The organism is Streptomyces sp. NPDC002133 (assembly GCF_040296405.1).
In the GTDB taxonomy this organism is placed as follows: domain Bacteria; phylum Actinomycetota; class Actinomycetes; order Streptomycetales; family Streptomycetaceae; genus Streptomyces.
In genome coordinates this window covers 1-25,358 of record NZ_JBEOXF010000007.1, presented here as the reverse complement: position 1 = coordinate 25,358, position 25,358 = coordinate 1, and the positions used below count along the sequence as shown (strand labels likewise).

General features: G+C 69.4%; 22 protein-coding genes. 5 read left to right on the top strand and 17 right to left on the bottom strand.

Annotated features, from left to right (window positions below; translation table 11 throughout):
* Positions 1–2: 2 nt before the first annotated feature.
* From ABT078_RS10745 to ABT078_RS10705, 9 genes are all read right to left on the bottom strand, one after another.
* Entirely contained in the window at positions 3–1,340 is a 1,338-nt protein-coding gene (locus ABT078_RS10745; RefSeq protein ID WP_351226078.1) for a sensor histidine kinase, read from the bottom strand.
* 42 nt (positions 1,341–1,382) lie between these two features.
* Positions 1,383–2,270 (bottom strand): DUF5936 domain-containing protein, encoded by an 888-nt coding sequence (locus ABT078_RS10740; RefSeq protein WP_351226076.1) that lies wholly within the window; start codon positions 2,268–2,270, stop codon positions 1,383–1,385.
* Between the two features lie 14 nt (positions 2,271–2,284).
* Positions 2,285–3,223 (bottom strand): type II secretion system F family protein, encoded by a 939-nt coding sequence (locus tag ABT078_RS10735; RefSeq protein ID WP_351226074.1) that lies wholly within the window; start codon positions 3,221–3,223, stop codon positions 2,285–2,287.
* Between the two features lie 10 nt (positions 3,224–3,233).
* Entirely contained in the window at positions 3,234–4,571 is a 1,338-nt protein-coding gene (locus tag ABT078_RS10730) for a TadA family conjugal transfer-associated ATPase (RefSeq protein WP_351226072.1), read from the bottom strand.
* 56 nt (positions 4,572–4,627) lie between these two features.
* Positions 4,628–5,008 carry a TadE/TadG family type IV pilus assembly protein gene (locus tag ABT078_RS10725; protein ID WP_351226070.1) on the bottom strand — a complete coding sequence of 127 codons (381 nt, stop codon included), beginning with the start codon at positions 5,006–5,008 and terminating at the stop codon, positions 4,628–4,630.
* A 3-nt stretch (positions 5,009–5,011) separates the two neighbouring features.
* Positions 5,012–5,434: a TadE/TadG family type IV pilus assembly protein gene (locus ABT078_RS10720; protein ID WP_351226069.1), complete on the bottom strand. Its 423-nt coding sequence runs from the start codon at positions 5,432–5,434 to the stop codon at positions 5,012–5,014.
* Positions 5,435–5,446: 12 nt separating this feature from the next.
* On the bottom strand, positions 5,447–6,709 hold the full coding sequence (locus ABT078_RS10715; RefSeq protein WP_351226067.1) for a CpaE/TadZ family protein: 1,263 nt from the start codon (positions 6,707–6,709) through the stop codon (positions 5,447–5,449).
* A 20-nt stretch (positions 6,710–6,729) separates the two neighbouring features.
* The gene (gene cpaB / locus ABT078_RS10710) at positions 6,730–7,434 is read right to left on the bottom strand and encodes a Flp pilus assembly protein CpaB (protein ID WP_351226065.1); all 705 of its coding nucleotides are present in this window, start codon (positions 7,432–7,434) and stop codon (positions 6,730–6,732) included.
* 74 nt (positions 7,435–7,508) lie between these two features.
* Complete coding sequence (locus tag ABT078_RS10705; protein WP_351226063.1) at positions 7,509–8,393, bottom strand: hypothetical protein; 885 nt, start codon at positions 8,391–8,393, stop codon at positions 7,509–7,511.
* Positions 8,394–8,870: 477 nt separating this feature from the next.
* Here ABT078_RS10705 and ABT078_RS10700 point away from each other — a divergent pair, with 477 nt between their 5' ends.
* Positions 8,871–10,586 (top strand): chitinase, encoded by a 1,716-nt coding sequence (locus ABT078_RS10700; protein WP_351226061.1) that lies wholly within the window; start codon positions 8,871–8,873, stop codon positions 10,584–10,586.
* A gap of 39 nt (positions 10,587–10,625) precedes the next feature.
* Here ABT078_RS10700 and ABT078_RS10695 read toward each other — a convergent pair whose 3' ends face one another.
* A complete protein-coding gene (locus ABT078_RS10695; RefSeq protein ID WP_351226059.1) occupies positions 10,626–10,970 on the bottom strand; it encodes a hypothetical protein in 345 nt (114 codons plus the stop codon).
* Between the two features lie 175 nt (positions 10,971–11,145).
* Positions 11,146–12,462 carry an Nramp family divalent metal transporter gene (locus tag ABT078_RS10690; protein WP_351226057.1) on the bottom strand — a complete coding sequence of 439 codons (1,317 nt, stop codon included), beginning with the start codon at positions 12,460–12,462 and terminating at the stop codon, positions 11,146–11,148.
* Between the two features lie 155 nt (positions 12,463–12,617).
* Here ABT078_RS10690 and ABT078_RS10685 point away from each other — a divergent pair, with 155 nt between their 5' ends.
* The gene (locus ABT078_RS10685; protein ID WP_351226055.1) at positions 12,618–14,006 is read left to right on the top strand and encodes a M14 family metallopeptidase; all 1,389 of its coding nucleotides are present in this window, start codon (positions 12,618–12,620) and stop codon (positions 14,004–14,006) included.
* A 557-nt stretch (positions 14,007–14,563) separates the two neighbouring features.
* On the opposite strand, the gene ABT078_RS10680 is transcribed toward ABT078_RS10685, so the two are convergent.
* The 4 genes from ABT078_RS10680 to ABT078_RS10665 all read right to left on the bottom strand — a co-directional run bounded on the left by ABT078_RS10680 (position 14,564) and on the right by ABT078_RS10665 (position 18,414).
* Positions 14,564–16,036: a GntP family permease gene (locus tag ABT078_RS10680; protein WP_351226053.1), complete on the bottom strand. Its 1,473-nt coding sequence runs from the start codon at positions 16,034–16,036 to the stop codon at positions 14,564–14,566.
* 160 nt (positions 16,037–16,196) lie between these two features.
* Complete coding sequence (locus tag ABT078_RS10675) at positions 16,197–16,607, bottom strand: RidA family protein (protein ID WP_351226051.1); 411 nt, start codon at positions 16,605–16,607, stop codon at positions 16,197–16,199.
* A gap of 26 nt (positions 16,608–16,633) precedes the next feature.
* Positions 16,634–17,386, bottom strand: coding sequence for an IclR family transcriptional regulator (locus ABT078_RS10670; protein ID WP_351226049.1), 753 nt, complete (start codon positions 17,384–17,386; stop codon positions 16,634–16,636).
* Entirely contained in the window at positions 17,383–18,414 is a 1,032-nt protein-coding gene (locus tag ABT078_RS10665) for a sugar kinase (RefSeq protein ID WP_502981205.1), read from the bottom strand. Before ABT078_RS10665 ends, ABT078_RS10670 begins: the two co-directional genes overlap by 4 nt.
* Positions 18,415–18,656: 242 nt before the next feature.
* Between ABT078_RS10665 and ABT078_RS10660 the strand changes: the two genes are divergently transcribed.
* From ABT078_RS10660 to ABT078_RS10650, 3 genes are all read left to right on the top strand, one after another.
* On the top strand, positions 18,657–19,937 hold the full coding sequence (locus ABT078_RS10660; RefSeq protein ID WP_351226047.1) for an alanine racemase: 1,281 nt from the start codon (positions 18,657–18,659) through the stop codon (positions 19,935–19,937).
* Positions 19,938–20,230: 293 nt separating this feature from the next.
* On the top strand, positions 20,231–21,826 hold the full coding sequence (locus ABT078_RS10655) for an N-acyl-D-amino-acid deacylase family protein (RefSeq protein ID WP_351226045.1): 1,596 nt from the start codon (positions 20,231–20,233) through the stop codon (positions 21,824–21,826).
* Between the two features lie 91 nt (positions 21,827–21,917).
* Positions 21,918–22,445, top strand: a complete 528-nt coding sequence (locus tag ABT078_RS10650; RefSeq protein WP_351226043.1) for a cupin domain-containing protein — start codon at positions 21,918–21,920, stop codon at positions 22,443–22,445.
* Between the two features lie 42 nt (positions 22,446–22,487).
* On the opposite strand, the gene ABT078_RS10645 is transcribed toward ABT078_RS10650, so the two are convergent.
* Positions 22,488–24,575, bottom strand: coding sequence for a bifunctional polysaccharide deacetylase/glycosyltransferase family 2 protein (locus ABT078_RS10645; RefSeq protein WP_351226041.1), 2,088 nt, complete (start codon positions 24,573–24,575; stop codon positions 22,488–22,490).
* Positions 24,572–25,039, bottom strand: coding sequence for a hypothetical protein (locus ABT078_RS10640; RefSeq protein ID WP_351226039.1), 468 nt, complete (start codon positions 25,037–25,039; stop codon positions 24,572–24,574). The genes ABT078_RS10645 and ABT078_RS10640 overlap by 4 nt, the downstream gene beginning before the upstream one ends.
* Positions 25,040–25,358 lie beyond the last annotated feature (319 nt).

The following is a 25,358-nucleotide window of genomic DNA, read 5'->3' as shown; positions in this document are numbered from 1 at the left end:
GGTCAGTTCATCTGCGGTGTGTGGGGCGTGCTGTGTGGAACCGGTACGACGGAGAGCAGAGCCGCCATGGGCAGTTCCAGCCTGACCTCGGTGCCCTTCGCCGCCCTCCCCTTTCCGATCCGGATCCGGGCGCCGATCGACGCGGCGCGCTCGACCATGCCGACCAGGCCGAAGTGCCCCGCGCGTTTGAGTTCGTCGAGCGTGGTTCCGGCGGGCAGGCCGCGCCCGTCGTCGTACACGCTCACGCGCAGGACATCGCCGACCACACCGGCCGACACATCGACGTACGTGGGGTGTGCATGCCGATGCGCGTTCTCCATCGCCTCGGATGCGACGGTGAGCAGCTGGCGGGCTACGGCTTGCGGAATCAACGGCACCGGCACCTCCCCGAGACGCCGGAAGTGGGCGGGCAGATCGTGTCGACGGATGAAGTCAGCTGCCCGCGCTGCCAGTTCGGTCGTGATGTCGACTCCGCCGTCCAGTCCGGACTCGCGACGAAGATCGGACAGGAGTTCTCGCGACTCGGCCGCGGCCCGTCGGGCGGACCGTGCGACCAACTCGGCCTGGTGCTTGACGGTGAGCGGGTCCATTCGGTCGGCCGAGTTGGCCAGGCCGTCGGCCGCCAGTGCCAGACCGTGAAGAGTCTTGGCGACGGAATCATGCATCTCACGGGCGAGTCGCGACCGCTCTCCCTCGACGGCCTCGTTGACGGCAAGACGGGCACGGGTGTCGGTGAGAGCCTGGCTCGCCGTGCCGAATCGAAGCAGCAGATTGCGCAGGGTGACACCGACGGCACCGGCGATGATGCAGAAGCCTGGGAGGAGAAGGGCAGTGGCGTCACTGGCCTTCAGCTCCTTGTCGGCTCCGTAGACAACAATGATGATCACCGTCTGGAGGGCGGCGAAGACCGCCGCCCCACGCCAGCCGTAGACGAGCCCGGCGAGCAGGGGGGTGCATACGGTCACGTAGGCGAGGGTCGACTCCGGCGTGCCCGTGATCAGCAACAGCGCACCGAAGATCGCGTCGACCGCCAGCAGCCAGGGGTGGCGCAGGAAAAGCGGCCCGAAGCGCTCCCAGTCGCGGAAGAGGACGTACGAGCCCATGAAGGTGATCAGGATGGCCGCGCCGATGAGCCAGGTCGCGAGCCCGGGCGCGGTTCTGTCGATGGCGAACGGCGTAGCGACGGCGATCATCGCGAGCCGGAATCCGAAGACCTGGCGGCACATGGCCTGGAGTGCGTTGACCTGTATGGCGAAGGCCGGGCGCGACTCGGGATTCGCCGTCGCCTGTCGTACCTCTCCGGTCAATCCGCCCTGCAAGCCGCCCAGGTGCATCGTCATCGGCCTGTCACCTCCCCCTGCTCGTCGGTCTCGTCATCTCCGTCATCCACCACCCAGGAAGCTGAAGTCGACGTTCGCGCCGTACACGAAGCCCACGGTCAGCAGCACCAGCGTTCCCGGCAGGAGGAACGTCGTCACAGCGAACGTCGCCTTCGGCACCGCCTTCGCCGCCTTCCGGCGCGCGTTCTGCGCGTCGGTGCGCCGCATGTCGTTCGCGATCTGGATGAGCGTGTCGACGATCGGTGCGCCCAGTTCCTCTCCCTGTTGAAGGGTGGTCACGAACATCGCCACCTGCTCCGAGTCGTTGCGCTTGCGCAGTTCCTCGAAGGCCTGTCGACGGCTGACCCCCATATCCATCTGGCGCAGGGTGATGCGCAGTTCGTCCGCCCACGGTCCCTCGTACTTCTCGGCGACCCGCTCCAGCGCTTGGCGGAAACCGAGACCGGCCGAGACGACGACCGCGAGGACGTCGAGGAAGTCCGGCAGAGTCCGCTCGATGTGTTCCTTGCGGACCCGGATCGCCGACCAGATGCCCACCTCGACCCAGAACAGGCCGAAGGCGATGAGCAGGATCGTGACGAAGATCTGGCCGCGGATGAGCGTCGAAAATGCGCCGAAGAAGCCGAGCGCGCCGTAGACCGCGCGCCGGGCGGCGTAGCGGTCGATGGTGAGACCGCCCGGGTTGCCCGCGAGGTCGATCTGGCGGCGCTTCTTGTTGACCGCCTTGGGGCCCATCATCCGGAGCACCATCGGAGCCCAGCGCATGCCAAGCCGGTCGACGCCCGATCCCACCGCGCTCGTACGGCTGGAGCCGATCTCCAGCGCGACTGCGAGGTCGCCGGGAAGCTTGGCGTCGGCCCGGTACATCCGGATGCCGTGGATGACTCCGTAGATCGCCAGACCGAAGACAGCGGCAAGCAGCAGTTCCATGTCCGTCACTCCCCTCAGACGTCGATGCGGGACAGGCGGCGGATCACGATGAACCCGATCGCGTACAGGATGAGTGAGACGATGACCGCGCCCTGACCGATGAGCGCGCTTGTCATCCGGTCCAGCGCACCGGGCATCACCGCGTTCATCAGGAGCATCGCGCCGAAGCCGAAGACCGGGACCGCGTAGGCCGTCACCGTCACCTGGGACAGCTGCGTCTTCACCTCGCGCCGGGTCTCCTTGCGCTCCTCCAGCGTCTCGGTGAGGTTCCGCAGCGAGCTGACGACCGTACCGCCCGCCCGGTTGGACAGGACGAGCGTCGTAACCAGGACGACGAGCTCCCTCGACGGCAGCCGGTCGGTCAGCTCGCTCAGCGCGTCGTCGAGGGATTCGCCGACAGCGAGCCTGCGTGCGACGCGGGCGAGCTCCTCACCCGCAGGGTCCTCCAGCTCCTCCGCCGCCATGCCGATGGCAGTACGGAGGGCCAGGCCGGCCTGGGTCGCGTTGGCAAGGATGCGAGACAGCTCCGGGAGCTGGTTGATGAAGCGCTCGGTGCGCTTGGTCCGTTGCCAGTTGAGAAAGGTGTTGGTGCCCCAGAGGCCGATCAGGGCAGCAATCGGGCCGAAGAAGGCGGCCAGGATGGACGAGGCGATCATCCAGAGGCCCACGGTCGCCGCGATCGCGTAGACGAAGAATTCGCCTGGCGTGATCTCAAGACCGGTTGCCGCGAGCTTGAGTTCCAGTTTTCGGCCGAGCTGTGTCTTACGGAGCCGACGGTCCACACCCTGGAAGCGCCGGTGCCGGCCGCCCACCTGTATCTGGCCGGTGTGCGAGAGACGATCAACCAGAGACTCGCGCTGAGCCTTCCCCTTCGAGTACGCCTGCAGGCCCATGACACCGAGCACGCAGCACAGCAGCGTGATGCCGATCGTGAGCAGAGCGAGATTGTTCATCTTGCGGTACCTACTTGGCCTCTCGGGTGGCGAGCTGATCGTCGGACGCGGCGACCCCGAAGGCCTGCGGGATGGGCTGGCTGGCCATGTAGAGGCGCTCGGCTAGACGGCGCGGGAGCGGGAGATACTGGAACTGGCCGTAGATCCGCCCGTCGGCGGCCATCGGCTGGGCGTTGTAACGGGCGAGGGTGGCGATGCGATAGGCGTCCCGGCCGTGCGAGTCGAGGAATGCGATTTCCGTGACCTTGCGGGAACCATCGGTGTGCCGGGTCAGCTGGACGATGACGTCGACGGCGCTGTTGATCTGGTCGTGCAGCGCTTCGAAGGGGATCTTGATCTCGGACATCGAGGCCAGCGTCTGGAGACGCATCAGTGCGTCCTCGGCATTGTTGGCGTGGACGGTCGCGAGCGATCCGTCGTGACCGGTCGACATTGCCTGGAGCATGTCAAGCGATTCGCCGCCACGGACCTCACCGACGACGATGCGGTCGGGGCGCATACGCAGTGAGTTGCGGACAAGGTCGCGAATGGAGATCTGGCCCTTGCCCTCGACGTTCGCCGGGCGGGACTCCAACCGGATGACGTGCGACTGCTGGAGCTGGAGCTCTGCGGAGTCCTCGATGGTGATGATTCGCTCGTTGTTCGGGATCAGGCCGGAGAGCGCGTTGAGCAGGGTCGTCTTTCCCGTACCGGTGGCGCCGGAGACGATGATGTTGAACTTCGCCTGGACAAGGCCCGAGAGCAGGATCAGCATCTGCTCGTCGATCGAGCCGAAGCCGATCATCTCCTGGAGCGTGAAGGCCCGCGGGAAGCGCCGGATGGTGAGCGTCGCACCGGTCAGCGCCAGGGGCGGGATGATCACGTTGACACGCTCGCCACTGGGGAGACGGGCGTCGACCATCGGATTGGCCTCGTCCACACGGCGGTTCACCGTGGACACGATTCGCTCGATGGTCTGCATCAGCTGCTCGTGCGATCCGAAACGCATGGGCAGCTGCTCCACCTTGCCGCTGCGCTCGACAAAGATCTGATCCGGCCCGTTCACCATGATTTCGGTGATGGACGCGTCTTCGAGGAGCGGCTCGAGGATGCCGAGACCGAGTGCTTCGTCGACGACCCTGCGGATCAGCTGGGAGCGCTCGACCGTGGAGAGAACGGGGCCCTCTCGGCTGATGATGTGGCCGAGTACGCGTTCGAGCCGGGCCCGCCGCTCGGCGGCCGCGAGCGAGGACATCTCCGCGAGGTCGATCTCCTCGAGCAGCTTGGCGCGGTACGTCGCGACCATGTGGCCGTCCTCCCGCCCCCCGCCGTTCTCCTCGGGGGCGGTGATGCGTGCCCGCAGACTCATGCGCGTAACTCCTAGAACGAGGTGGTTGTGCTGTTCGCGGCCAGTGCGTGGTTGCGTCAGTCGACGGGCATGGTGGAGCTGCGCTCCGCCCATCCCCAGTCGTCGATGCCCGGGACGACGGAGGGGACCTTGACCCTGACGGTGTACGTCACCTCGTCGCCGCCCCCGCTGCCGATGACGTCGAACTCGTCCTCGGCGTCCGTGAGCCATTCGCTCATGGAGCCTTGGGCCGCCTGCCTCGCCGTCATGTCCGGGTTGTCGAAACTGGCCATCCTGGCCGCCGCACGTGCTCCCGTGCCGGCCTGGTTGGCGGTGTACGCGGCGACACCCAACTGGATGGCGAAGAGGCCGACGAGCAGCAGGAGCGGGATGAAGCCCAGATACTCCACGGCGACCTGACCCCGGTCACGGCGTCGTATTCCTGTGATCTCCTTCATCGCTCAGCTCTCCCTCACGGCGGATGCTTCACCGTCGACCTGGAACGGGAAGTCGAGGACGCCCGGCACCAGCACCGGCACGTTCAGCTGCACCGTTGCCTTGATGAGGCCGCCATCGGGATTGCAGACCGTTCGCACGTCATCGGCCCAGGCATCCGGAAGGTCCTCCTTGGCGGCCTCCCGGCACTCCGCGCGCCAGTGGGCGCTCTCCGAAGTCGCACCTGTCCGTGCGGCCACGTCCGCCGAATTGCTGGCCAGGCTGAACGTGTAGCCGATCAGCGCGCACTGCCACAGCGCGATCAGCAAAAGGATGATCAGCGGCGTGACGCCCACGAACTCGATCGCGGTCTGGCCCCGATCCTTGTCACGCCCGTCGGAGATTCGCCTCGTTGTACTTCTGACAGACCTTGTGAACCGTTCCCCCATGCTCACCATCGGTCAGCGAGCCCCCTCCCTCTCTCCACGCTTTCGACGGCCCCCGATCGAGCCACGGTCGTTTCGGAACTTACCGCTCTTCTCAGCGCCCTCGGGGATCTTCACAAGACCCAACTCCCCTGCCAGGCCCCACAGTGCTTGCTTCACCACACTCTTGGCCTCGAGTTCATGCATGCGTCCCGCATCGACCGCGCCCTGGAGTTCCTTGAAGTTCGCGGGGACGGCGATGCCCGCCATCCGCGTACCCGTGATCTTCTGGATCAGAGGCGGCTGGATCTCGGTGTTGCGGGTGTACCGGTTCACCAGAGTCACCGTCTCCTCCGCCTTACGGATCTGGAGCCGGTCCCACATCCGCACGACACGCTTGGCGCCACGCACGGCCACCACATCCGGCGTCGTGACGAGCAGCGCGATGTCCGCCATCTCGATGGCCGCGGCGTTGGCACCGTGCATCTGACTGCCACAGTCGATGACGACCACCTCGTACCGGGAACGCAGCGCACTCACGATCTGCCGGGCCGCACGGTCGGTGACCTCTTCACCTCGCTCGCCCTCTCCGGGGGCGAGCAACAGGGCGACCCCGGTCGTGTGGCTGAAGACGGCATCGGACAGAACACGGGGCGAGATGTCCGAGATCGCCGCGAGGTCGACGATCGACCTGCGGAACTGGACATCGAGGTACGAGGCGACGTCACCCGCCTGCAGATCCATGTCCACGAGGGCGACAGTGTTCCCCGAGGCCCGGGCTGCCAGGGCGAGTTGCACCGCCGTCACGGTCGCGCCGACGCCGCCCTTGGAGCCGGTGACGGTGACGACCGTACCGCCGGGGCCGGTGAAGACATCGCCACCGGCGCCCAGGTGACGGCGTACGCCGACGGACCACTGGGACGCGGCCTGGACCCGGTTGGCCAGCTCCTCGTAGCTCAGCGGCAGAGCGGCAAGGCCCCGGGCACCCGAGTCCATCGCGGCCGAGAAGAGGCCCGGGCTCGCGTCGGCGGTGATGAGCACGACTCCGACGGCGGGAAAGCGCAGGGCGACCTCCCGGATCAGCTCCAGTGCCGGCACCGGACCGATCCGCTCGTGCACCAGCACGACCTCGGGCAGCTCGTCGAGGGACTCTCCGGCCAGGCGGGCGAGGGTGTCGATGAGCTGTGTCGAGTCGCCGACCGGAGCCGCGGGCTCCGCATCGGGCAGCTGGCTGAGCAGCGTGGTGACGGACCTGGCCGCGTCGGCGTCACCGACGGCCGGGAGGATCCTGGTGGTCATCCAATCCTCACTTGTCCTTACTAGTCCTTGTCGAGCGTGTACGTGCGGTCGCTCGGACGGATCGTGGTGTCGCCACCCTGCCCGATCAGCGCAAGGCGTACGTGCTCCGCGAAGGATTCGGCGTAGGCGATGCGCTGGGCGTCCAGCGTGTTGAGCGCGAAGGTGATCGGTACGGCTTCGGTGGCCTGGCTCCCCTTGTTGTCCCGGTCCGGCTCCAGCGCGGTGAGCTGTCCCACGTCCAGAACCTTCGCGTTGGACACGATGACCTTCGACTGGGCGGGGTCACCGTCACGTTCGCCGGCGAAAGTGGCGTAGATGTTGACCCTCGAGTCCGGCTTGATCTTGCCTGCCACGCCGGTCGCCGCGTCGATCATGATCGCGATCTCCTGCTCACCGGGCTGAAGGGCGGGGCGCTTCACGATCATGTCGTTCTGCAGCAGGGAGCCCTTGTTGAGCCTGGTCACGGCGATCTTGCCAGTGATCTCGGAGATATCGGTCACCGCGTTCTCCGAGAGCCAGCGCTTGGGCATGGAGATCTTTTCGAACTGGCTCGCGCTGAGTGCCGTGTAGGGCGGCACGTCGGTCTTGATCTCGTATGCCGTGACTTCGGGACCGACCTTCGAGTTCACGTCGCTGATCACCGAAAGCACGCCGACGAAGGCACCGAAGGCGCACAGGACCGACAACAGCAGGAGTATGACGCCGCGGCGCTGGCGGGAATTCATGGACCGTACAACCTCGTTCGAATACGTGGGGCAGAGCGGACAGGGGATGTGCGGATCGCAATTCGTGGGGGAAACTACGACCTGGGCTGTGCGGAAGACCCTTGATTGAGGACACTCGAGGAACCCGATTGGTTCTCGGGCTCGGGGAGTGGCGCGGAGCAGAACCCGCACCGGTCACCGATGAGCTCCATGGAGCACCAGTGGCACCTGGCGCGCCGCACGGATGAGACCAGCTGGTAGATGATGGAGATGTCCGGCAGGAACGCGGCGAACTCCGTCAGTTTTCCGGTACCCCACCAGCGGGGGGAGTCTGCGGGCAGGCCTGCCTCCTGGACGCCCTGGACCTGCCAGGCCGGGGCGAGGGTTCCGGTGACCCATTCCGTCTGAAGCTGTCCCTTGGCGATCAGCAGTTGCGTACCGAACTCGGGACCACCCAGAACTCCGGCACCCTGGCCGATCTTGAGCAGCTGGGGACTCGGCCCCGCCAGCACGGCGAACTGGGAGCCGGGCACCCAGGACTTGGCATGCGACTTCAGGCTCACCGGCACGCGGTCGAGCTTGGCGACGGAGTTGAGAACAGCGCCGGCGTAGATGTAGTGCGAGAGCAGCCGGGCCGCGGAGGCCACGACGCCCGCACTGAAGTCGCAGATGGAGAGCTGACGCAACTGCCGCACGAGGACGGCGATGCCCAGTGGCGGCAAGTCCGATCGGAGCAGGGCGATGCGGTCGCTCTCCAGCATGGCTCGAACGGCGAACATCCGCTGCTCCAGCGCCGGCGGCACCGACGACGGGTAGACCGCGACCACATATCCATGCTGTTCGAGCAGGACATGCATCTCGGTGAGTGCGTCCTCCAGTGGCTGGATGTCGGGCGACTGGAAAACGGCAGCGGTGGGTGTCTGTTGGTCGGTCGGCGGCAGCACCAGGTCAGCGCTGGTGGCCGCAATGACTGTCGGCACTCTGAGTTCCCCGTCCACTCCGGTCACCGGGTTGTCCCGGGGGCCGCAGATCGTTCACTGCTCAGTACAGCTGTATCAGCACCTTATCCGCGTCTTACTGACCGGAGAACACCCAACTTTTGATCTCACCCTGCAAACGACTCTGCAATCAACATCAAAACTGGACAGATTGGGCACCCGGAGGATCACATTCCCATTCCTGTGATCGAGATCATCGATATGCCGATCTTGAAGCAGCTTGAATGATGAACAGGCAACAACTGTAGGTCGATTGGGGAGCGATAACCCGCTTGTGAGGGAGCCGTGAAACCGGTGGCGGTATTGCCGATCACCGCGCTCGGCGATGACTCCGCCGTATACGACCCTGTGCCACAGGTCTTGACAACCCGATTGGTCTGGACCAGCTTGTACGCCCAGCGGTGGCCGCCGTTCCTTCCCGTACCTCCTCCTCCCCAACTCCCCCACCGGAGGCAGCAAGTGGACCGCACGAACCTCAGGGAACGCACCACCCGCACCCGCAGGTGGCTCGGCGGAGTCCTGGCACTGGCCCTGGGCGCCGGGCTCGGGCTCGCAGGCGGGGCCGGGACCGCACAAGCGGCCGATGTGAACAACGCGAAGAACGCGGGGTTCGAGTCCGGGCTCGCGAACTGGACCTGCACCGGCGGGAGCGGGGCGGTCGTGTCGTCGCCCGTGCACGGTGGGGCCGCCGCGCTCAAGGGGACGCCTGCCGGGCAGGACCACGCGAAGTGTTCGCAGACCGTGCCCGTGAAGCCCAACTCGACTTACCAGCTGAGTGCTTGGGTGCAGGGCTCGTACGTGTATCTCGGGGCGAGCGGGACCGGGACGACCGATGTGTCGACGTGGACCCCCGGGAGCACCGGGTGGCAGCAGCTCAGCACCGGCTTCACGACCGGCGCGAGCACGACCTCGGTGACCGTGTACACGCACGGGTGGTACGGACAGGCCGCCTACTACGCCGACGACATCTCGGTGTTCGGGCCCGACGGGGGCGGCGGCGGTGACCCCGACCCGGTCGTGCCGCCCGCTCCGGGTGGGCTGGCCGTCGGATCGGTGACCTCGTCGTCCGTCGCGCTGAGCTGGAACGGGGCGTCCGGGGCGACCGGGTACAACGTCTACCGCAACGGCGCCAAGGTGCAGTCCGTGAGCGGTACCTCGGCGACCGTGACGGGGCTGGCCGCGTCGACCTCGTACCAGTTCCAGGTGAGCGCAACCAACGCGGCCGGCGAGTCGGCGAAGTCCGCCGCGGTGACCGCGACGACGTCCGCCGGCGGCAACCCCGGAAACCCCGCCGTGCCGAGGCACGCGGTGACCGGCTACTGGCAGAACTTCAACAACGGCGCCACCGTGCAGAAGCTGCGCGACGTCCAGTCGCAGTACGACATCATCGCCGTGTCCTTCGCCGACTCGACCGCGACGCCCGGTGAGATCACCTTCAACCTCGACCCGGCGGTCGGCTACGGCTCGGTCGACGAGTTCAAGAGCGACATCGGCGCCAAGAAGAGCGCGGGCAAGTCGGTGATCCTGTCGATCGGCGGCGAGCGCGGCAACGTCACGATCAACAGTGACGCGTCCGCGACCGCCTTCGCCAACAGCGCGTACGCACTCATACAGAGCTACGGCTTCAGCGGCGTCGACATCGACCTCGAGCACGGGATCAACTCCACCTATCTGACGAAGGCGCTCCGGCAGCTCTCGCAGAAGGCGGGCTCCTCGCTCGTGCTGACGATGGCGCCGCAGACCATCGACATGCAGAACACCGGCACCGAGTACTTCAAGACCGCCCTCGCCGTGAAGGACATCCTCACAGTCGTCAACATGCAGTTCTACAACAGCGGTTCGATGCTCGGCTGCGACGGCAAGGTCTACTCGCAGGGCTCGGTCGACTTCCTCACCGCGCTCGCCTGCATCCAGCTCGAGGGCGGCCTCGACCCGTCCCAGGTCGGCCTCGGCGTCCCGGCCTCCACGCGGGGCGCGGGCAGCGGGTACGTCGACCCGCAGATCGTGAAGAACGCGCTCGACTGCCTCACCCGGGGCACGAACTGCGGCTCCTTCAGGCCCTCCCGTACGTACCCGAGCCTGCGCGGCGCGATGACCTGGTCCACGAACTGGGACGCGACCGCCGGGAACGCCTGGTCCAACGCGGTGGGGCCGCACGTGCGCAACCTGCCGTAACGGCAGCCAGGCCCCCCCGTCGAACCGCTCACCGGCCCGCTACTGCGCCGGTGGGCGGTTCGCCAGGTAGTGGTGGAGCACGGGACCGAGCTCGGCGAGCCACTGCTGCAGGACGGCCTGCTTCCGGGCGGCGATCCGGCACTCGTAGAGCATGCCGCCGGGATGCGCGACAGCGACCATGAGGACGGTCCCGAAGGGCGCCGGGGCGAAGTGGACGGTGCTGATCCCCGCCCAGGGGAACTCCAGGGTGTGGTCCTGGATCTCCAGGGCCACACCCGACTCGTCGACGATGACCGAGTTGTGGCGGTCGTGCGCGACGAACTCCGGGCCGGCGGGCAGGAACGGCTGCACCTGCTGTGGCGGCGGGCCGTAGCCGGGCTGCACCGGGATCGGGGGGCCGAAACCCGGAGGCGGCGGGGGCGGGGGGCCGAAACCCGGAGGCGGCGGGGGCGGGGGGCCGAAACCCGGAGGCGGCGGGGGCGGGGGTGCGCCCTGGGGGTGGTGCCGGTCCGGGTAGCCGCCATAGGTCATGTACGTAAGTATGACCGGAGCCGGGCCCCTACCAGGGCAGGTCCCGCACCTGCTGCACGCACAGCACGACGAACAGCAGCCCTGCCGCCGCCAGCATGCCGTTGCTCACCCAGCCGTTGCGCCACTCGCGCGGCGTGCGGGACGAGTTGAGCAGCCAGATCAGGGTCAGCGCGAGGAACGGCATGAAGAAGGCGCCGAGGACGCCGTACGCCATCACGAGGCCGAAGGGCTGGTCCAGCCAGAGCAGGCCCATGGGCGGGAAGGTCAGCCACAGCATGTACGCGCGGAACGGCCAGGAGCGCTCGCGGCGGCCCTTGGCCACCTCCTCGACCGCGTTCTCCTCGATGCCCTTGCGCGTGCGCACGATGCGCTCGGTGAAGTCGGCGAAGAGAAGGCTCACCCCGTGCCAGACGCCGACGAGCGCGGAGAACGAGGTGGCGCAGAAGCCCACGAGGAAGAGCTTGGCGGTGAAGACGCCGAAGCGCTCCTCCAGAACGTTGCTCAGTTCGAGCAGGCCCTTGTCTCCGCCGGCCAGCGCGATGTTCGAGGCGTGCAGCAACTCGGCGCCGATGATGAGCATGGCGACGACGAAGACGCCGGTCGTGAGGTAGGCGACCCGGTTGTCCAGGCGCATCATCTTCATCCAGGACGAGTCGGTCCAGCCCTTGGAGTTGATCCAGTACCCGTACGCCGCCATGGTGATCGTGCCGCCGACGCCGCCGATGAGGCCCAGGGTGTAGAAGAGCGAACCGTCCGGGAGGACGGGCACGAGGCCGGCGAGCGCGGCCGGCAGGTCCGGGGCCACGCGGGCGGCGACGTACACGACGATCAGGAACTTGATGCCGATGAGGACCGTCATCAGCTTCTCGAAGCGTGCGTAGCGGTTGAACCAGACCAGGGCCAGGCCGATCAGGCCGGCGGCGATCGCGAAGGTCTTGAGGCCGCCGGGTGTGTCCGGGAAGAGCGCGGCCAGCGGCAGCGCGGTCGACGACATGGCCGTGGCGCCGTAGATGAAGCCCCAGACGACGACGTAGATGCCGAAATAGACGGAGGTCCAGGCCCCGAGGCTGCGCCAGCCGTCGAACATGGTGCGTCCGGTGGCCAGGTGCCAGCGGCCGGTGGCCTCCGCGAGGGAGATCTTGACGAGGCAGCCGATGACCGCGGCCCACAGGAGGGTGTAGCCGAACTTGCTGCCCGCGATCAGCGTCGCGACGAGGTCACCGGCGCCGACGCCGGTCGCGGCGACGACGATGCCCGGCCCGATGAACCGCCAGCTCGCCTTGCGGGGCGGGGAGGTCATCGCCCGGTTGTCCGATGCTGCGTCTTCTTCCGTCGTGTCCGCCATGGTTGAGGCCGCCTTTCCGCTCATCATCGAACTCGTGGCCGAAGCGTGCCCTTGACCGGAGCATGCCACACGCTCACCATGTGCCCACCCGCATCAACAAGCACGCCGTACATGTCGCACTGAGCCACCCCCACACTCCCTACCCAGGAGATCGCATGCGACTTCGCACACGCGGCAGCGGCGGAAGGTCCGTCACTCGGTCCGCCGCCCTCGCGACCCTGCTCGCTCTCGCCGTGGCGGCCCCGTTCACGGCCACCGCCGCGCCCGCCCACGACCCCGACCGCATCCGCGCCACCGTCACCGACGCCGGGACCGCAGCCGCAGCCGAGGCCGAGGAGGAGATCCGTCAGTACGAGATCCACGGTCCGTCGACCGTCGCCGAGCGCACCGCCGTCGCCGCGACCGGTGTCTCGATCGACGAGGCCGACGACCACGCGATCGTCGTCAGCGCCAACGCCGCCCAGGCGAGACGCCTCCGAGCACTAGGCCACGTACTCGAACCCCTGCCCGCACCGCCCGACCGCAAGGCGGCGGGCGCCGCAGCCCAGCCGTTCGACTTCCCCTCCGCCGATGCGCGCTACCACAACTACGCGGAGATGACTGCGGAGATCGACCAGCGCATCGCCGCCCACCCGAACATCATGAACAAGCGGGTGATCGGCAAGTCCTACCAGGGCCGCGACATCGTCGCCATCAAGATCAGCGACAACGTCGGCACGGACGAGAACGAGCCGGAGGTCCTCTTCACCCACCACCAGCACGCCCGCGAGCACCTCACCGTCGAGATGGCGCTCTATCTGCTGCGCGAGCTCGGAGACGACTACGGAACGGACTCGCGCGTCACGAACGCCGTCAACGGCCGCGAGATCTGGATCGTGCCGGACCTCAACCCGGACGGCGGCGAGTACGACATCGCCACCGGCTCCTACCGCAGCTGGCGCAAGAACCGGCAGCCCAACGCGGGCTCGTCGTACGTCGGCACCGACATGAACCGCAACTGGAACTTCAAGTGGGGCTGCTGCGGCGGCTCCTCCGGTTCCACCAGCTCCGCGACCTACCGCGGCTCCGCCCCCGAGTCCGCGCCCGAGGTGAAGGTCGTCGCCGACTTCGTGCGCTCCCGCGTCGTCGGCGGAAAGCAGCAGATCAAGACCGGGATCGACTTCCACACGTACAGCGAGCTGGTGCTCTGGCCGTACGGCTACACCACGGCCGACACCGCCCCCGGCTTGACCCAGGACGACCGCAACGCCTTCGCCACCGTCGGCGGCAAGATGGCCGCGAGCAACGGCTACACGGCCGAGCAGGCGAGCGACCTGTACATCACGGACGGGTCGATCGACGACTGGCTGTGGGGCAACCAGAAGATCTTCGCGTACACCTTCGAGATGTACCCGACGGGCACCGGCGGTGGCGGTTTCTACCCGCCCGACGAGGTGATCGAGCGCGAGACGAGCCGCAACCGCGACGCGGTGCTGCAGCTGCTGGAGAACTCGGACTGCATGTACCGGTCGATCGGCAAGGAGGCGCAGTACTGCACCGGCTGAGCCCCCTCGGCGCAGCGTACGCACACCGTCCAACTCGATGCCACCGACCTTTCACCGGCGGCCGGCGCTCCCGGGCCGATCTGCGGGAACTCGGCCCCGCAAAAGGGCGTTGAGGGGATGACCACGGGTCCGCGGCACCTCTCACGCGGTGGTGCGGGCCCCTCGGACCGACGTGGTCCGGGTCGACGGCAAGCGCACTGCGCAACAGTCAGGGAGGGTTCAGCATGGACGACATCTTCGGAGAGATCGTGGAAGAGATCGTGGAAGAGGCGGCCGAAGAGGTCGGTGGCGAGATCGCCGAGGACATCGTCGAAGGACTCTTCGACTGACCAGGCATCCGGTGGGTGCGACGACGGCCGGACCGCCGCCCGCGCGGCCCGGCCGGGCGTCGACCGCGGTACCGCCGACGCGTGGGTCGGGGTGACCCGCGCCGGACCGGCATAAAGGCCGAGAGGCCGAGAGGCCGAGAGGCCGAGAGGCCGAGAGGCCGAGAGGCCGAGAGGCCGAGAGGCCGCCCGGGACGGAAGTCCCGGGCGGCCCCTCGCTGTCAGCAGCCGCTAGACGGCCAGGCTCAGCGCCGCCGCCACCGCGAAGCCCGCCACGGACAGGACCGACTCCAGCACCGTCCAGGACTTCAAGGTGTCCCGCTCCGAGATGCCGAAGTACTTCGCCACGATCCAGAAGCCTCCGTCGTTGACGTGCGAGGCGAAGATCGAGCCCGCCGAGATCGCCATGATGACCAGCGCGAGGAACGCCTGCGAGTGGTCGCCGCCCTCCACGAGCGGCAGGACGATGCCCGCGGTCGTCACGATCGCGACGGTCGCCGAGCCCTGGGCGACGCGCAGGACGAGGGAGATCAGGTAGGCGAGGACGATGATCGGGAGGCCGACGTCGTTGAAGGTGTCGGAGAGGGCCTGGGCGACACCGCTCGCCTTGAGGACCGCTCCGAAGACGCCGCCTGCGCCGACGACGAGCAGGATGTTGCCGACCGGCTTCAGGGACTGCGTCGACACCGATTCCAGGGACTTGCGGGACCAGCCGCGGCGGATGCCCAGCAGGTAGTACGCCATGAAGAGGGCGATCGTCAGGGCGACGAAGGGGCTGCCGAAGAACTCGATGACCGAGCGCAGGGTGGACTCGTCCAGCGCGATGGAGGAGAACGTCGCGGCGAGGATGAGCACCAGCGGCGTCCCGATGATGGTGAGGACGGTCGCCAGGGAGACCGGTGACTCCTGCGGCGCGCGGCCCGCGGCGGCCTGTTCGGCGGCGACGGCCGCCTTGGCGTCCTCCGCGGCCTCGACCATGTCCTCCGGTACGGGGACGAAGAGACGCCTGCCGATCCAGGCGGCGTAGACCCAGGCGACGAGGACGGCCGGGATGCCGACCACGATGCCCATGAGGATGACCCAGCCGAGCGAGACGTGCAGCAGGCCGGCCGCGGCGACCGGGCCGGGGTGCGGCGGGAGGAAGGCGTGGGTCATCGACAGGCCCGCGAGGAGCGGCATCGCGTACAGCAGGATCGACTTGCCGGACCGCTTGGCGGCGGCGTACACGATCGGCGCGAGGACGAAGATGCCGACGTCGAAGAAGACCGGGATGCCGAAGATGAGGCCGGTCAGGCCCATGGCCAGCGGGGCGCGCCTCTCGCCGAAGAGGCCGAGCAGACGGGAGCTCAGGACCTCGGCACCGCCGGACACTTCGAGGATCGCGCCGAGCATCGTGCCGAGGCCGATGATGATCGCGACATGGCCGAGGATGCCGCCCATGCCGGACTCGATGACCGATACGGCGGCGGACTTCTGGACGGTGCCGAAGAGTTCGGTGACGGACAGGCCGGCGGCGAGGCCGACGGTTATGGAGACGGCGAGGAGCGCGACGAACGGCTGCACCCTGACCTTGATGATCAGGACGAGGAGAAGCGCGATGCCGAGGGCGGCGACGGTCAGCAGTCCCGCTGTACCGGGTATGAGGTGGAGCAGTCCGCCTGTGTGGGGCGTGGGTGGTGGAGGTGCGTCGGCGGCGAGCAGCATGGCAGGAGACCTCGGTTTTGGGTAGGGGGGAGCGCGGCACGGCGCCGTAGGGGTGGGCGCCGTGCCGTGAGGCATGTGCTTCAGGGGGATCAGCTCAGGGATCGGCTCAGGGGTCAGCCGCTCGGCCGGTCAGCGGGCCGGCAGGTCGCCGAGCGGCGGGTCAGCCGAGGACCGCCAGAGCGTCGATCTCGATGAGGAGGCCGGCGGGGAGACCGACATAGACCGTCGTCCGGGCTGCGGGGGCCTCCTTGAGGCCCTGCTCCTCGAAGTAGGCGTTGTAGATCTCGTTCATCTCGGCGAAGTGGCCCGTGTCCGTGAGATAGACGCGCATCATCATCACGTCGTCCCAGCTCGCGCCGCCCTCCTCCAGGACCGCCTTGACATTGGCGAGGGTCTGGAGGGTCTGCTCGCGCAGGGTCGGGCCGGCGGGCGTGGGGGCCCGGCCCTCGACGGCGGGGAGGAAGCCGACCTGGCCGGCGACCTGGAGGATGTTCCCCTTGCGGACGCCGTGGGAGAACTTGGCGGGCGGGGCGGTGTGGGTCGGGGGCGTGATCGCGGTCTTCTCGGTCATGCGTGGTCCTTCGGGGGTGGGCCGGTCTAGGAGTTGGGGGCAGTGCCGGAGTACTCCCGGGTGATGGCGTCGGCGGTGCGGCGCACCAGCGGGAGCAGGGTGAGGAGTTCTTCGGCCGTGACGACGACATTCGGCGCGGACACCGACATGGCGGCGACGACGCGGCCGTCCGCACCGCGGATGGGGGCCCCGATGCAGTTGATGGACTCCTCGTGGCCACCGAGGTCGGTGGCCCAGCCCTGTTCGCGTACGGTCGCCAGTTCCTTGAGGAAGGCGGCGGCGTTCGGGATCGAACGGGGCGTGTACATGGGGTAGTCGAGCCTCGCGGCGATGGCGCGGCGCTCGGGCTCGGGGAAGTCGGCGAGCAGGAGCTTCGCCACGGCCGCGACGGTGATCGCGACGGGCTTGCCGATACGGGAGTACATCCGGACCGGGTAGCGGCTCTCGACCTTGTCGATGTAGAGGACCTCGCCCTCCTCGTGCACGGCGAGGTGGACGGTGTGCCCGGTCCGCTCGTTGAGGGCCATGAGGTGGGGATGGGCGATCTCGCGGATGTCGAGGTTCTCGACGGCCTCCTGGGCGAGGGCGAAGAGGCGGGCACCGAGCCGGTAGCGCTGGTCCTGCTGGCGGTAGACGAGGCCGTGCTCGTGGAGGGTGCGCAGGAGCCGCAGCGCGGTGGACTTGTGGACGCCGAGGCGGTCGGCGACCTGCCCGAGGTCCGCGGGGCCCTGCGCGAGCAGCGGCAGGATGCTCAGGGCGCGGTCGACGGTCTGGCTCATGACGTACGTACCTCCTCCGTGGCCTGCGCGGCTGCCGTCCAGCCGGGGCCGAGGTGCAGTCTCCCCCAGGCGTCGTCGTCGAGGGCGGCGAGGCGGTCGGCGTAAGGGGTGGGCGGCGGGGTGCCGAGGTCGCCGGGGACGGTGAGGGTGGCGGCGGCCGTCAGGTGCCCGAGGCGCAGGCGCGCCGTGTCGCCGAGGCCGCGGAGGGTGGCGGAGAGGAACCCCGCGGCGAAGGCGTCGCCGGCGCCGACGGGGGCGACGACGTCGACCGTGGGGGCGGGGACGGAGGTGACGGTGTCGGGGACGGAGGTGAATGTGTCCGGGGGCAGGTCCCCCGGCGCGGGTTCGGGGCGAGCGCGGCGGGCGTAAGCCGTCGCGCCCCGCGCACCCTGCTTCACCACCAGGACTTCCGGCTCGGGGAGCGCCGCACGGATCACCTCCGCTCCCCGCAGGCCCCACGCCTCCTCCGCCTCGTCCTCGCCGACGAAGACGAGGTCCGCGCCGCGCGCCAGGTCGAGGAGGACGGCGGGGTCCTCGCGCCAGAGGCCGGGGCGGTGGTTGACGTCGAAGGAGACGAGGGGGCGGCCGGGGCGGCGGGCGGTCAGGGCGCGCATCAGGCCGAGGCAGTCCGGGGACAGGGCCGCCGTGATGCCGGAGAGGTGGAGAATGCGGCCCCGCGCGAGATCCTCGTACGGAACGTTCTCCGGCGACATCGCGGAAGCCGCCGAACCGGCCCGGTAGTAGAGGACCTCGTGCGTGTCCGTGGCGCGGTCGGTCGCGGTGCGGAAGTAGATGCCCGTGGGACGGACGGAGTCGCGGTGGACGGCGGAGGTGTCGACTCCGTACGCCGCGACGGCGGCGATCAGATGGTCGCCGAAGCCGTCGGAACCGACCCTGCTGACCCACTTCGCGCGGTGCCCGGCGGCCGCCAGCGCGCACGCGACGTTCGACTCGGCACCGCCGATGGTGCGGACGAAGGAGGGCACGTCGGCGAGGCGGCCGGGCTGCGAGGGCAGGAACGTGACCATGGACTCGCCGAGACAGACGACGTCCACGACGTCCCCCGCGTCCACGACGTCGCCCGGGGCGACGGCCGAGGCGAGACACGCGTCCACGGCCGCGTCGGCGGCCGCTGTTCCGGTCACCCTGGCACTCCTCACTGGTCGTGCGGGTCCATTGACCCGGCATTGGCCCGGATGTTAGACAGCGTAGAGCGATATGCGCAATGACCGTTGCACATACTGCAACCGTACTCTTCGAGGAGGCTCCCATGCCCGCCGACAACGCCGTCGAGCAGCTCGCGAACGAGCGCGTCGACCACCGCTTCAAGGCGCTCCCGCCGGATGCCGAGGGCCTCACCGTCGGCGAGCTGGCCGCCCAGCGCCGCAACCTCTTCACCGGCGGCTTCACCACTCCCGTCCTCGCCCTCTCCGCGGAGTCCCTGGAGCACAACCTCGCCCTCCTCGAGACGTACGCCGAGCGCCACGGCCTCGCCTTCGCGCCGCACGGCAAGACATCCATGTCGCCACAGCTCTTCGCCCGCCAGCTGGAGCGCGGCGCATGGGGCATCACCGCCGCCGTGCCGCACCAGGTCCGCGTGTACCGCGCCTACGGCATCGAGCGGATCTTCCTCGCGAACGAGCTCGTCGACGCCGCGGCGCTGCGCTGGCTCGCGGGCGAGCTGGACCGAGACCCGGACTTCCGGCTCGTCTGCTACGTCGACTCCGTGCGCGGCGTCGAGCTGATGGACGAGGCCCTCACGGCGGCCGGCGCCACCCGCCCCGTGGAGGTCGTCGTCGAACTCGGCGCGGGCGACGGCGCCCGTACCGGCGCCCGCACGGAGGCCGACTGCACCGCCGTCGCCGATGCGGTCGCCGCCACCGGGACCCTGCGCCTCGCCGGCGTCGCGGGCTACGAGGGCGAGGTCCCCGACGCGACCACCGAGCGGGTACGGGACTGGCTGCGCCGACTCGTCACGCTCGCAGCGGCCTTCGACAAGGACGGCCGGTTCGCCGGTGCCGAGGAGATCGTCGTCAGCGCGGGCGGCAGCGCCTGGTTCGACGCCGTCGCCGACGTCTTCGCGGAGATCCCGGAGCTGTCCGCTCCGGTGCTGAAGCTCCTGCGTTCCGGCGCGTACGTCTCGCACGACGACGGCCACTACAAGCACCTGACGCCCTTCAACCGCGTGCCCCAGGAGGGCGCCCTGGAGCCCGCGTTCCGGCTCTGGGCCCAGGTCGTCTCGCGCCCGACGCCGCAGCAGGCGTTCACCAACGCGGGCAAGCGCGACGCCGCGTACGACCTCGACCTGCCCGAGGCCCAGGTCGTACGGGACGCCCGTGACGGCGAACTCCGTCCCGCGACCGGCATCACGGTCACCGGCCTGTCGGACCAGCACGGGTGGGTGCGGACGGACGAGGGGGCGGACCTGGAGGTCGGGGACTGGCTCGGGATGGGGTTGTCGCATCCGTGCACGTCGTTCGACAAGTGGCAGCTGATTCCGCTGGTGGAGGCGGACGGCACGGTCACGGACTACATCCGTACGTTCTTCTGATCCCAGGTTCCCCTTCCCCTTCCCCGCCCCCGTCCCTCCCCCTTCCCGAACCGGGGCCCGGCCACCACCGGGGCTCCGCCCCGGACCCGCCCTCGGGGCTCCGCCACCGGGCACGAGCCCGGCCCGTCCGGCGTCCGAGCACGGGCATCCCGGACCACCGGGCGGTACCGGCACGCCCGGGTCCTGGGCCGAGCCCCGGTTCGGGAGGTGGGGGTCCCCCACGCCGCAGGGCATAGGGGAGCGGCGGCGAGAAGGCCCACCGCAGGCGCCCCCACCCGCAGAAAGGCACCCCCATGGACCTCGTCATCCGCGACGCGCGTGTCATCGACGGCACCGCCGGCGCCTCCTACCGCGCCGACGTCGGCATCACGGACGGCCGGATCACCGCGATCCACCCCGAAGGGCAGGGCGGCCCACGCCCCACCGCCCGTCGCATCGTCGACGCCGACGGCCTCGCCCTCTCCCCCGGCTTCATCGACATGCACGCGCACAGCGACCTCGCGCTGCTCCGCGACCCGGACCACAGCGCCAAGGCCGCTCAGGGCGTGACGCTCGAAGTCCTCGGCCAGGACGGGCTGTCGTACGCGCCCGTCGACGACCGCACGCTCGGCGAGGTCCGCCGGGCCATCACCGGCTGGAACGGTGACGGTTCGGACATCGACTTCGACTGGCGGACCGTCGGCGAGTACCTGGACCGCCTCGACCGGAACTTCGGCGGCCGGGGCATCGCCGTCAACGCCGCCTACCTCGTCCCCCAGGGCACGGTGCGGATGTACGCCGTCGGCTGGGACGACCGCCCCGCCACGGCGGACGAGATGCGCCGCATGAAGCAGCTCGTCGCCGAGGGCCTGGAACAGGGCGCCGTCGGCATGTCGTCGGGTCTCACCTACACCCCGGGCATGTACGCGAACGACGCCGAACTCACCGAGCTGTGCCGGGTGGTGGCGCGCTACGACGGCTACTACTGCCCCCACCACCGCTCGTACGGTGCGGGCGCCCTGGAGGCGTACGAGGAGATGGTCGGCCTCACCCGCGAGGCCGGCTGCGCCCTCCATCTCGCGCACGCCACCATGAACTTCGGCGTGAACGAGGGCCGTGCGCCGGAGCTGCTGGCCCTGCTCGACGAGGCGCTCGACACGGGCGCCGACATCTCCCTCGACACCTACCCGTACACCCCGGGCTGCACGACGCTCGTCGCGCTCCTGCCGAGCTGGGCGAACGAGGGCGGCCCCGAGGCGGTCCTCGCCCGCCTCCGCGACGACGGGACCGCCGAGCAGATCCGCCACCACCTCGAGGTCGTCGGCTCGGACGGCTGTCACGGGGTCCCGATGGACTGGGACACCATCGAGATCTCCGGGGTGAGCGACCCCGCTCTCGCCGGACATGTCGGCACCCGGCTGGACGGCTGGGCCACGGCCCGCCGGCTCCTCCTCGACGACCGGCTCGGCTCGACGATCCTGCAGCACGTCGGCCATGAGGAGAACGTCCGGGCGATCATGCGGCACCGCGTCCACACGGGCGGCAGCGACGGCATCCTCCAGGGCGACAAGCCGCACCCGCGCGCGTACGGCACCTTCCCGCAGTACCTCGGCCGGTACGCCCGCGAACTCGGCGTCCTCTCCCTGGAGGAGGCGGTGGCCCATCTGACCTCGCGGCCGGCGGCCCGGCTCCGCCTCGCCGACCGGGGTCACGTGCGCGAGGGCTACCGCGCCGACCTCGTGATCTTCGACCCGGACACGGTCGCGGCGGGTTCGACGTACGAGGAGCCGCGCACCCTCCCGGTCGGCATTCCGCACGTCCTGATCGACGGCAGGTTCGTGATCGAGGACGGGAAGCGGACGGACGTGCTGGCGGGACGCTCGGTACGGGGAGGCCGCCGGGACCGATGACCGCGAAGTCGCGGGAGGGCGGTTCCTCACAGATGATGGGGGATCTGCGCGCTGGTCGATGACCGTCGAGTAGGTTCGGAGGTTCGACGTCATGATCGAAACACGACGTGCCTTGCGGTGTCTGGCTGCCGGCATGGTGGCCGCGACCGCCGCATTCGTCCCCGCGGCAGGGGGAGCGACTGCTGCCGAGCCATCCGCGGCGAAGGCGGCAGTCTCTGGGACCGAGCAGCCCTCACCACCCACACCAACGACGTCCCCCACGCAGGCCACGCCGCCCGCCGAGACGGTGAAGGTGCTCCTTGAGCAGGGACTTCCGAATGTCCCGGGCAAGACCTTCACCTCGGAGATCGTCGACTTCCCGCCCTCCGCACGCGCGGTGCCGCATCGCCATGGCGAGGCGTTCGTCTACGCCTACGTGCTCGAGGGCACCGTGCGCAGCCAGCTCGACAACGAGCCGGTCCGCACCTACCGCGCCGGCGAGCACTGGGTCGAACCGCCGAACTCCTACCACGCGCTCACGGAGAACGTGAGCTCGACGGAACCGGCAAAGCTGCTGGCCGTCATCGTGTCGAACACAGGCGATCCGACCAAGGTCGATGAACCGAAACCGACGGAGTGAGCTGGATCAGCGTCTCCGCGTCAGGTACGACGGGGGCCCCTGTCAGGCACGCACCGTTCCGCGATCCTCCAGGACGTCCGTCGCCGAGCCCGTGCGCTGCAGGCGCTGCCACCGGAGTCGGTTGCCCAGCAGGGCGGTGACCACCGACTGGACGACGACCAGATACATCAGCTGCCGGTAGACGAAGATCTGGAGCGGCAGGGTCCACAAGGGCTCGAACTTCTCCCGGTCCAGGCGCAGCGCGTACACCGCGCTGAAGACCTGGACCGCGGTGAAGGCGAGCCAGACCGCCGCCGCCTGACCCGCGCCCTGGAACAGCAGTCCGTACAGGGCGAAGACGTCGACGAGCGGGGCGAGCAGCGGCAGGACCGTCTGGAACAGCAGCAGATAGGACAGGCCCCGGCGGCCGAGCTTGCCGCCTGCACCCCGCTCCAGCAGCGCGCCGCGGTGCTTCCACATGGCCTGCAGCGTTCCGTAGCACCAGCGGTAGCGCTGCTTCCACAGTTGCCGCACGGTCGAGGGAGCCTCGGTCCATGCGATGGCCGACTCCTCGTAGACCACACGCCAGCCGGCCCGGCACAGGGCCATGGTGAGGTCGGTGTCCTCGGCGAGGGTGTCCTCGCTGACGCCGCCGACGCCCACGACGGCGTCGCGGCGGAACGCGCCGATCGCCCCGGGAACCGTCGGCATGCACTCCATGACGTCGAACATGCGACGGTCGAGGTTGAAACCGATGACGTACTCGAGGTGCTGCCAGCGGCCGAGGACACCCTGCCGGTTGCCGACCTTGGTGTTGCCGCTGACCGCGCCGACGCGCGGATCGGCGAGCGGCTGAATGAGGTGGAAGATCGCGTCGGGCTCGAAGACCGTGTCACCGTCGATCATCACGACGATGTCGAAGTGGGCCCACGCGAGGCCGGCGTTGAGGGCGGCGGCCTTCCCCGAGTTGGCCTGGCGGATCACCATGACCCGGCGGTCGTCGATCGACTCGGCGATCTCGAAGGTCCGGTCGGTGGAGCCGTCGTCGACGACGATGATCTGGACGGCCTGGTGGGTGGAGGCCAGCAGCGAACGCACGGTCGCCTCGATGCCGGCTTCCTCGTTGTACGCGGGGACGATCACCGAGACCGGGTCGGTGAGCGGCGGGAAGCGCGGGGTGCCGCGGCGCCGGGGGCGCTTGGCCCGTACGCGCTTCACATGCACCCGGGCGACGGTGAACAGCATCACCAGGCGGGCCGCGGTGATCACACCGGCCGCGACCAGGAACCAGGTCATGGCGTCGGCGAACGCCCGGGAGACCTGCTGGGCACGGACGACCGCGGCGCCCCGCCACTCGGCGGCCGTGCCGACGTCGTACGTCGTGCCCGGGAGACCGAGACCGGCGCCGACGGTCGTGTACCTGACCTGGTCGCCGCGGCCGGCGGTCAGCAGTCGCTCGGTCTCGGCGACGGCGGCCGCCGACCCGGTGAACTGGCGCACGGCGCCCTGGTCGGGGGTCCGGGCGGGCTCGTCGGCAACGACGACGACATAACCGTCGACGATGGCGCGCCGCGCGGCCTCGCTCATGTCGTCGCAGAGCGAGGCGGCGTCCTCGGTGTGCGGGAGGCGCAGCAGATGGGTTCCGACGCCGGCGGTGCCGGCCAGGACGTTCTGGGTGAGGGCGAGTTCCAGACGGATACGGGGCACGGAGAGGCCGGCGAGGTTCGCGTCCGTGTAGGTGTGCGAGCCGATCTCGTGGCCCTCGTCCTTGATCCGGCGCACGAGGTCGGGGTGGGCGGCGGCCTGGGTGCCGGTGAGGAAGAAGGTGGCCTTGACCTGGCGCTGCTTCAGCACATCGAGCAGACGTGGGGTCCAGGCAGGGTCGGGCCCTCCGTCGTAGGTGAGAGCGACGGTGCCTGCGGGCATCCGGGTCGCGAGGACTCCGCCGGTCTTCGGGTCCTGACGCATGACGGGCCCGTTCGCGAACGGCACCTCCGGCTCCGCCGGGCACTGGGCGGTCGGCGCGGCCGTCGGCGCAATCTCGTGCCTCCCGTAACCGCTGAAGAGCAGGGCCGTGGCGACGACGGCCAGGGTGAGCGTCAGCAGCACCCAGTGAGCGCGGGGATCCCGGCGTATCGCGTGCCGGGTCACTTGGGCCCCTTGCCCTCGGCGGTGGGCGTGTGCCGGGGAGCGTTGCCCGAGTTTCCGGGCGGGGCGCTCGCCGTGGGAGCTCCCGCCGGGGGCGCCTGGGTGGTGGCGGACGGGACGGGTGCGTCGGCGCCGGGTCTCGTCGACGCGCCGGAGCCCGGGGAGGCGGAGGCCGAGGGAGAGGTCCGGTCGGATATCGGATCCCCGACGGGGTCACTGCCGGGGTCGTCCTCGGCAGGCTCCCCGGACTCGGCGGTGGACGGCGGCGGCTCCGCCGTCGGGGACGCCTCCTCCCGGCTCTGGCTCCAGGGCAGCGGGCCACCGGCCGGTCCGGCACCGAAGAGCCCGGCCAGAACAACGGCGACAAAACAGACGCACGCGGCGCCGACGGCAACCGACGCATATTTCATGAAGCGGCGCCGGCGCCCCGAGGCGTCGACGAAGACTGCGTTCTCCTGGTGGCTCACAGCCGCGAATTGTAAGGAGGGAAGGGCTCCATTTCGAAGCGGGGTGCGAAATCCGACATCACCGACACCCTTCCTGGCGTCGCGTCACAAAGACACCGGGTGGCGCCCCGGCACCCGTGAAGCACGCGGGGAACCCGGGGCCATGGACCGGACGGGCGCGGTGCGGAGCCCGCCCGCCAGGCCCTATCGGCTCGCGCCCGTAAGGGAGTCCGCCTCCGTGCGCGCCGGTCCCACAGGGCGCCTCACGGTGATCGGTCACGCTTGCTCCGAGGTCCCCCGGGAAGTGGTCAGGACGTAGTGGGCCGCACCGGATAGGGAG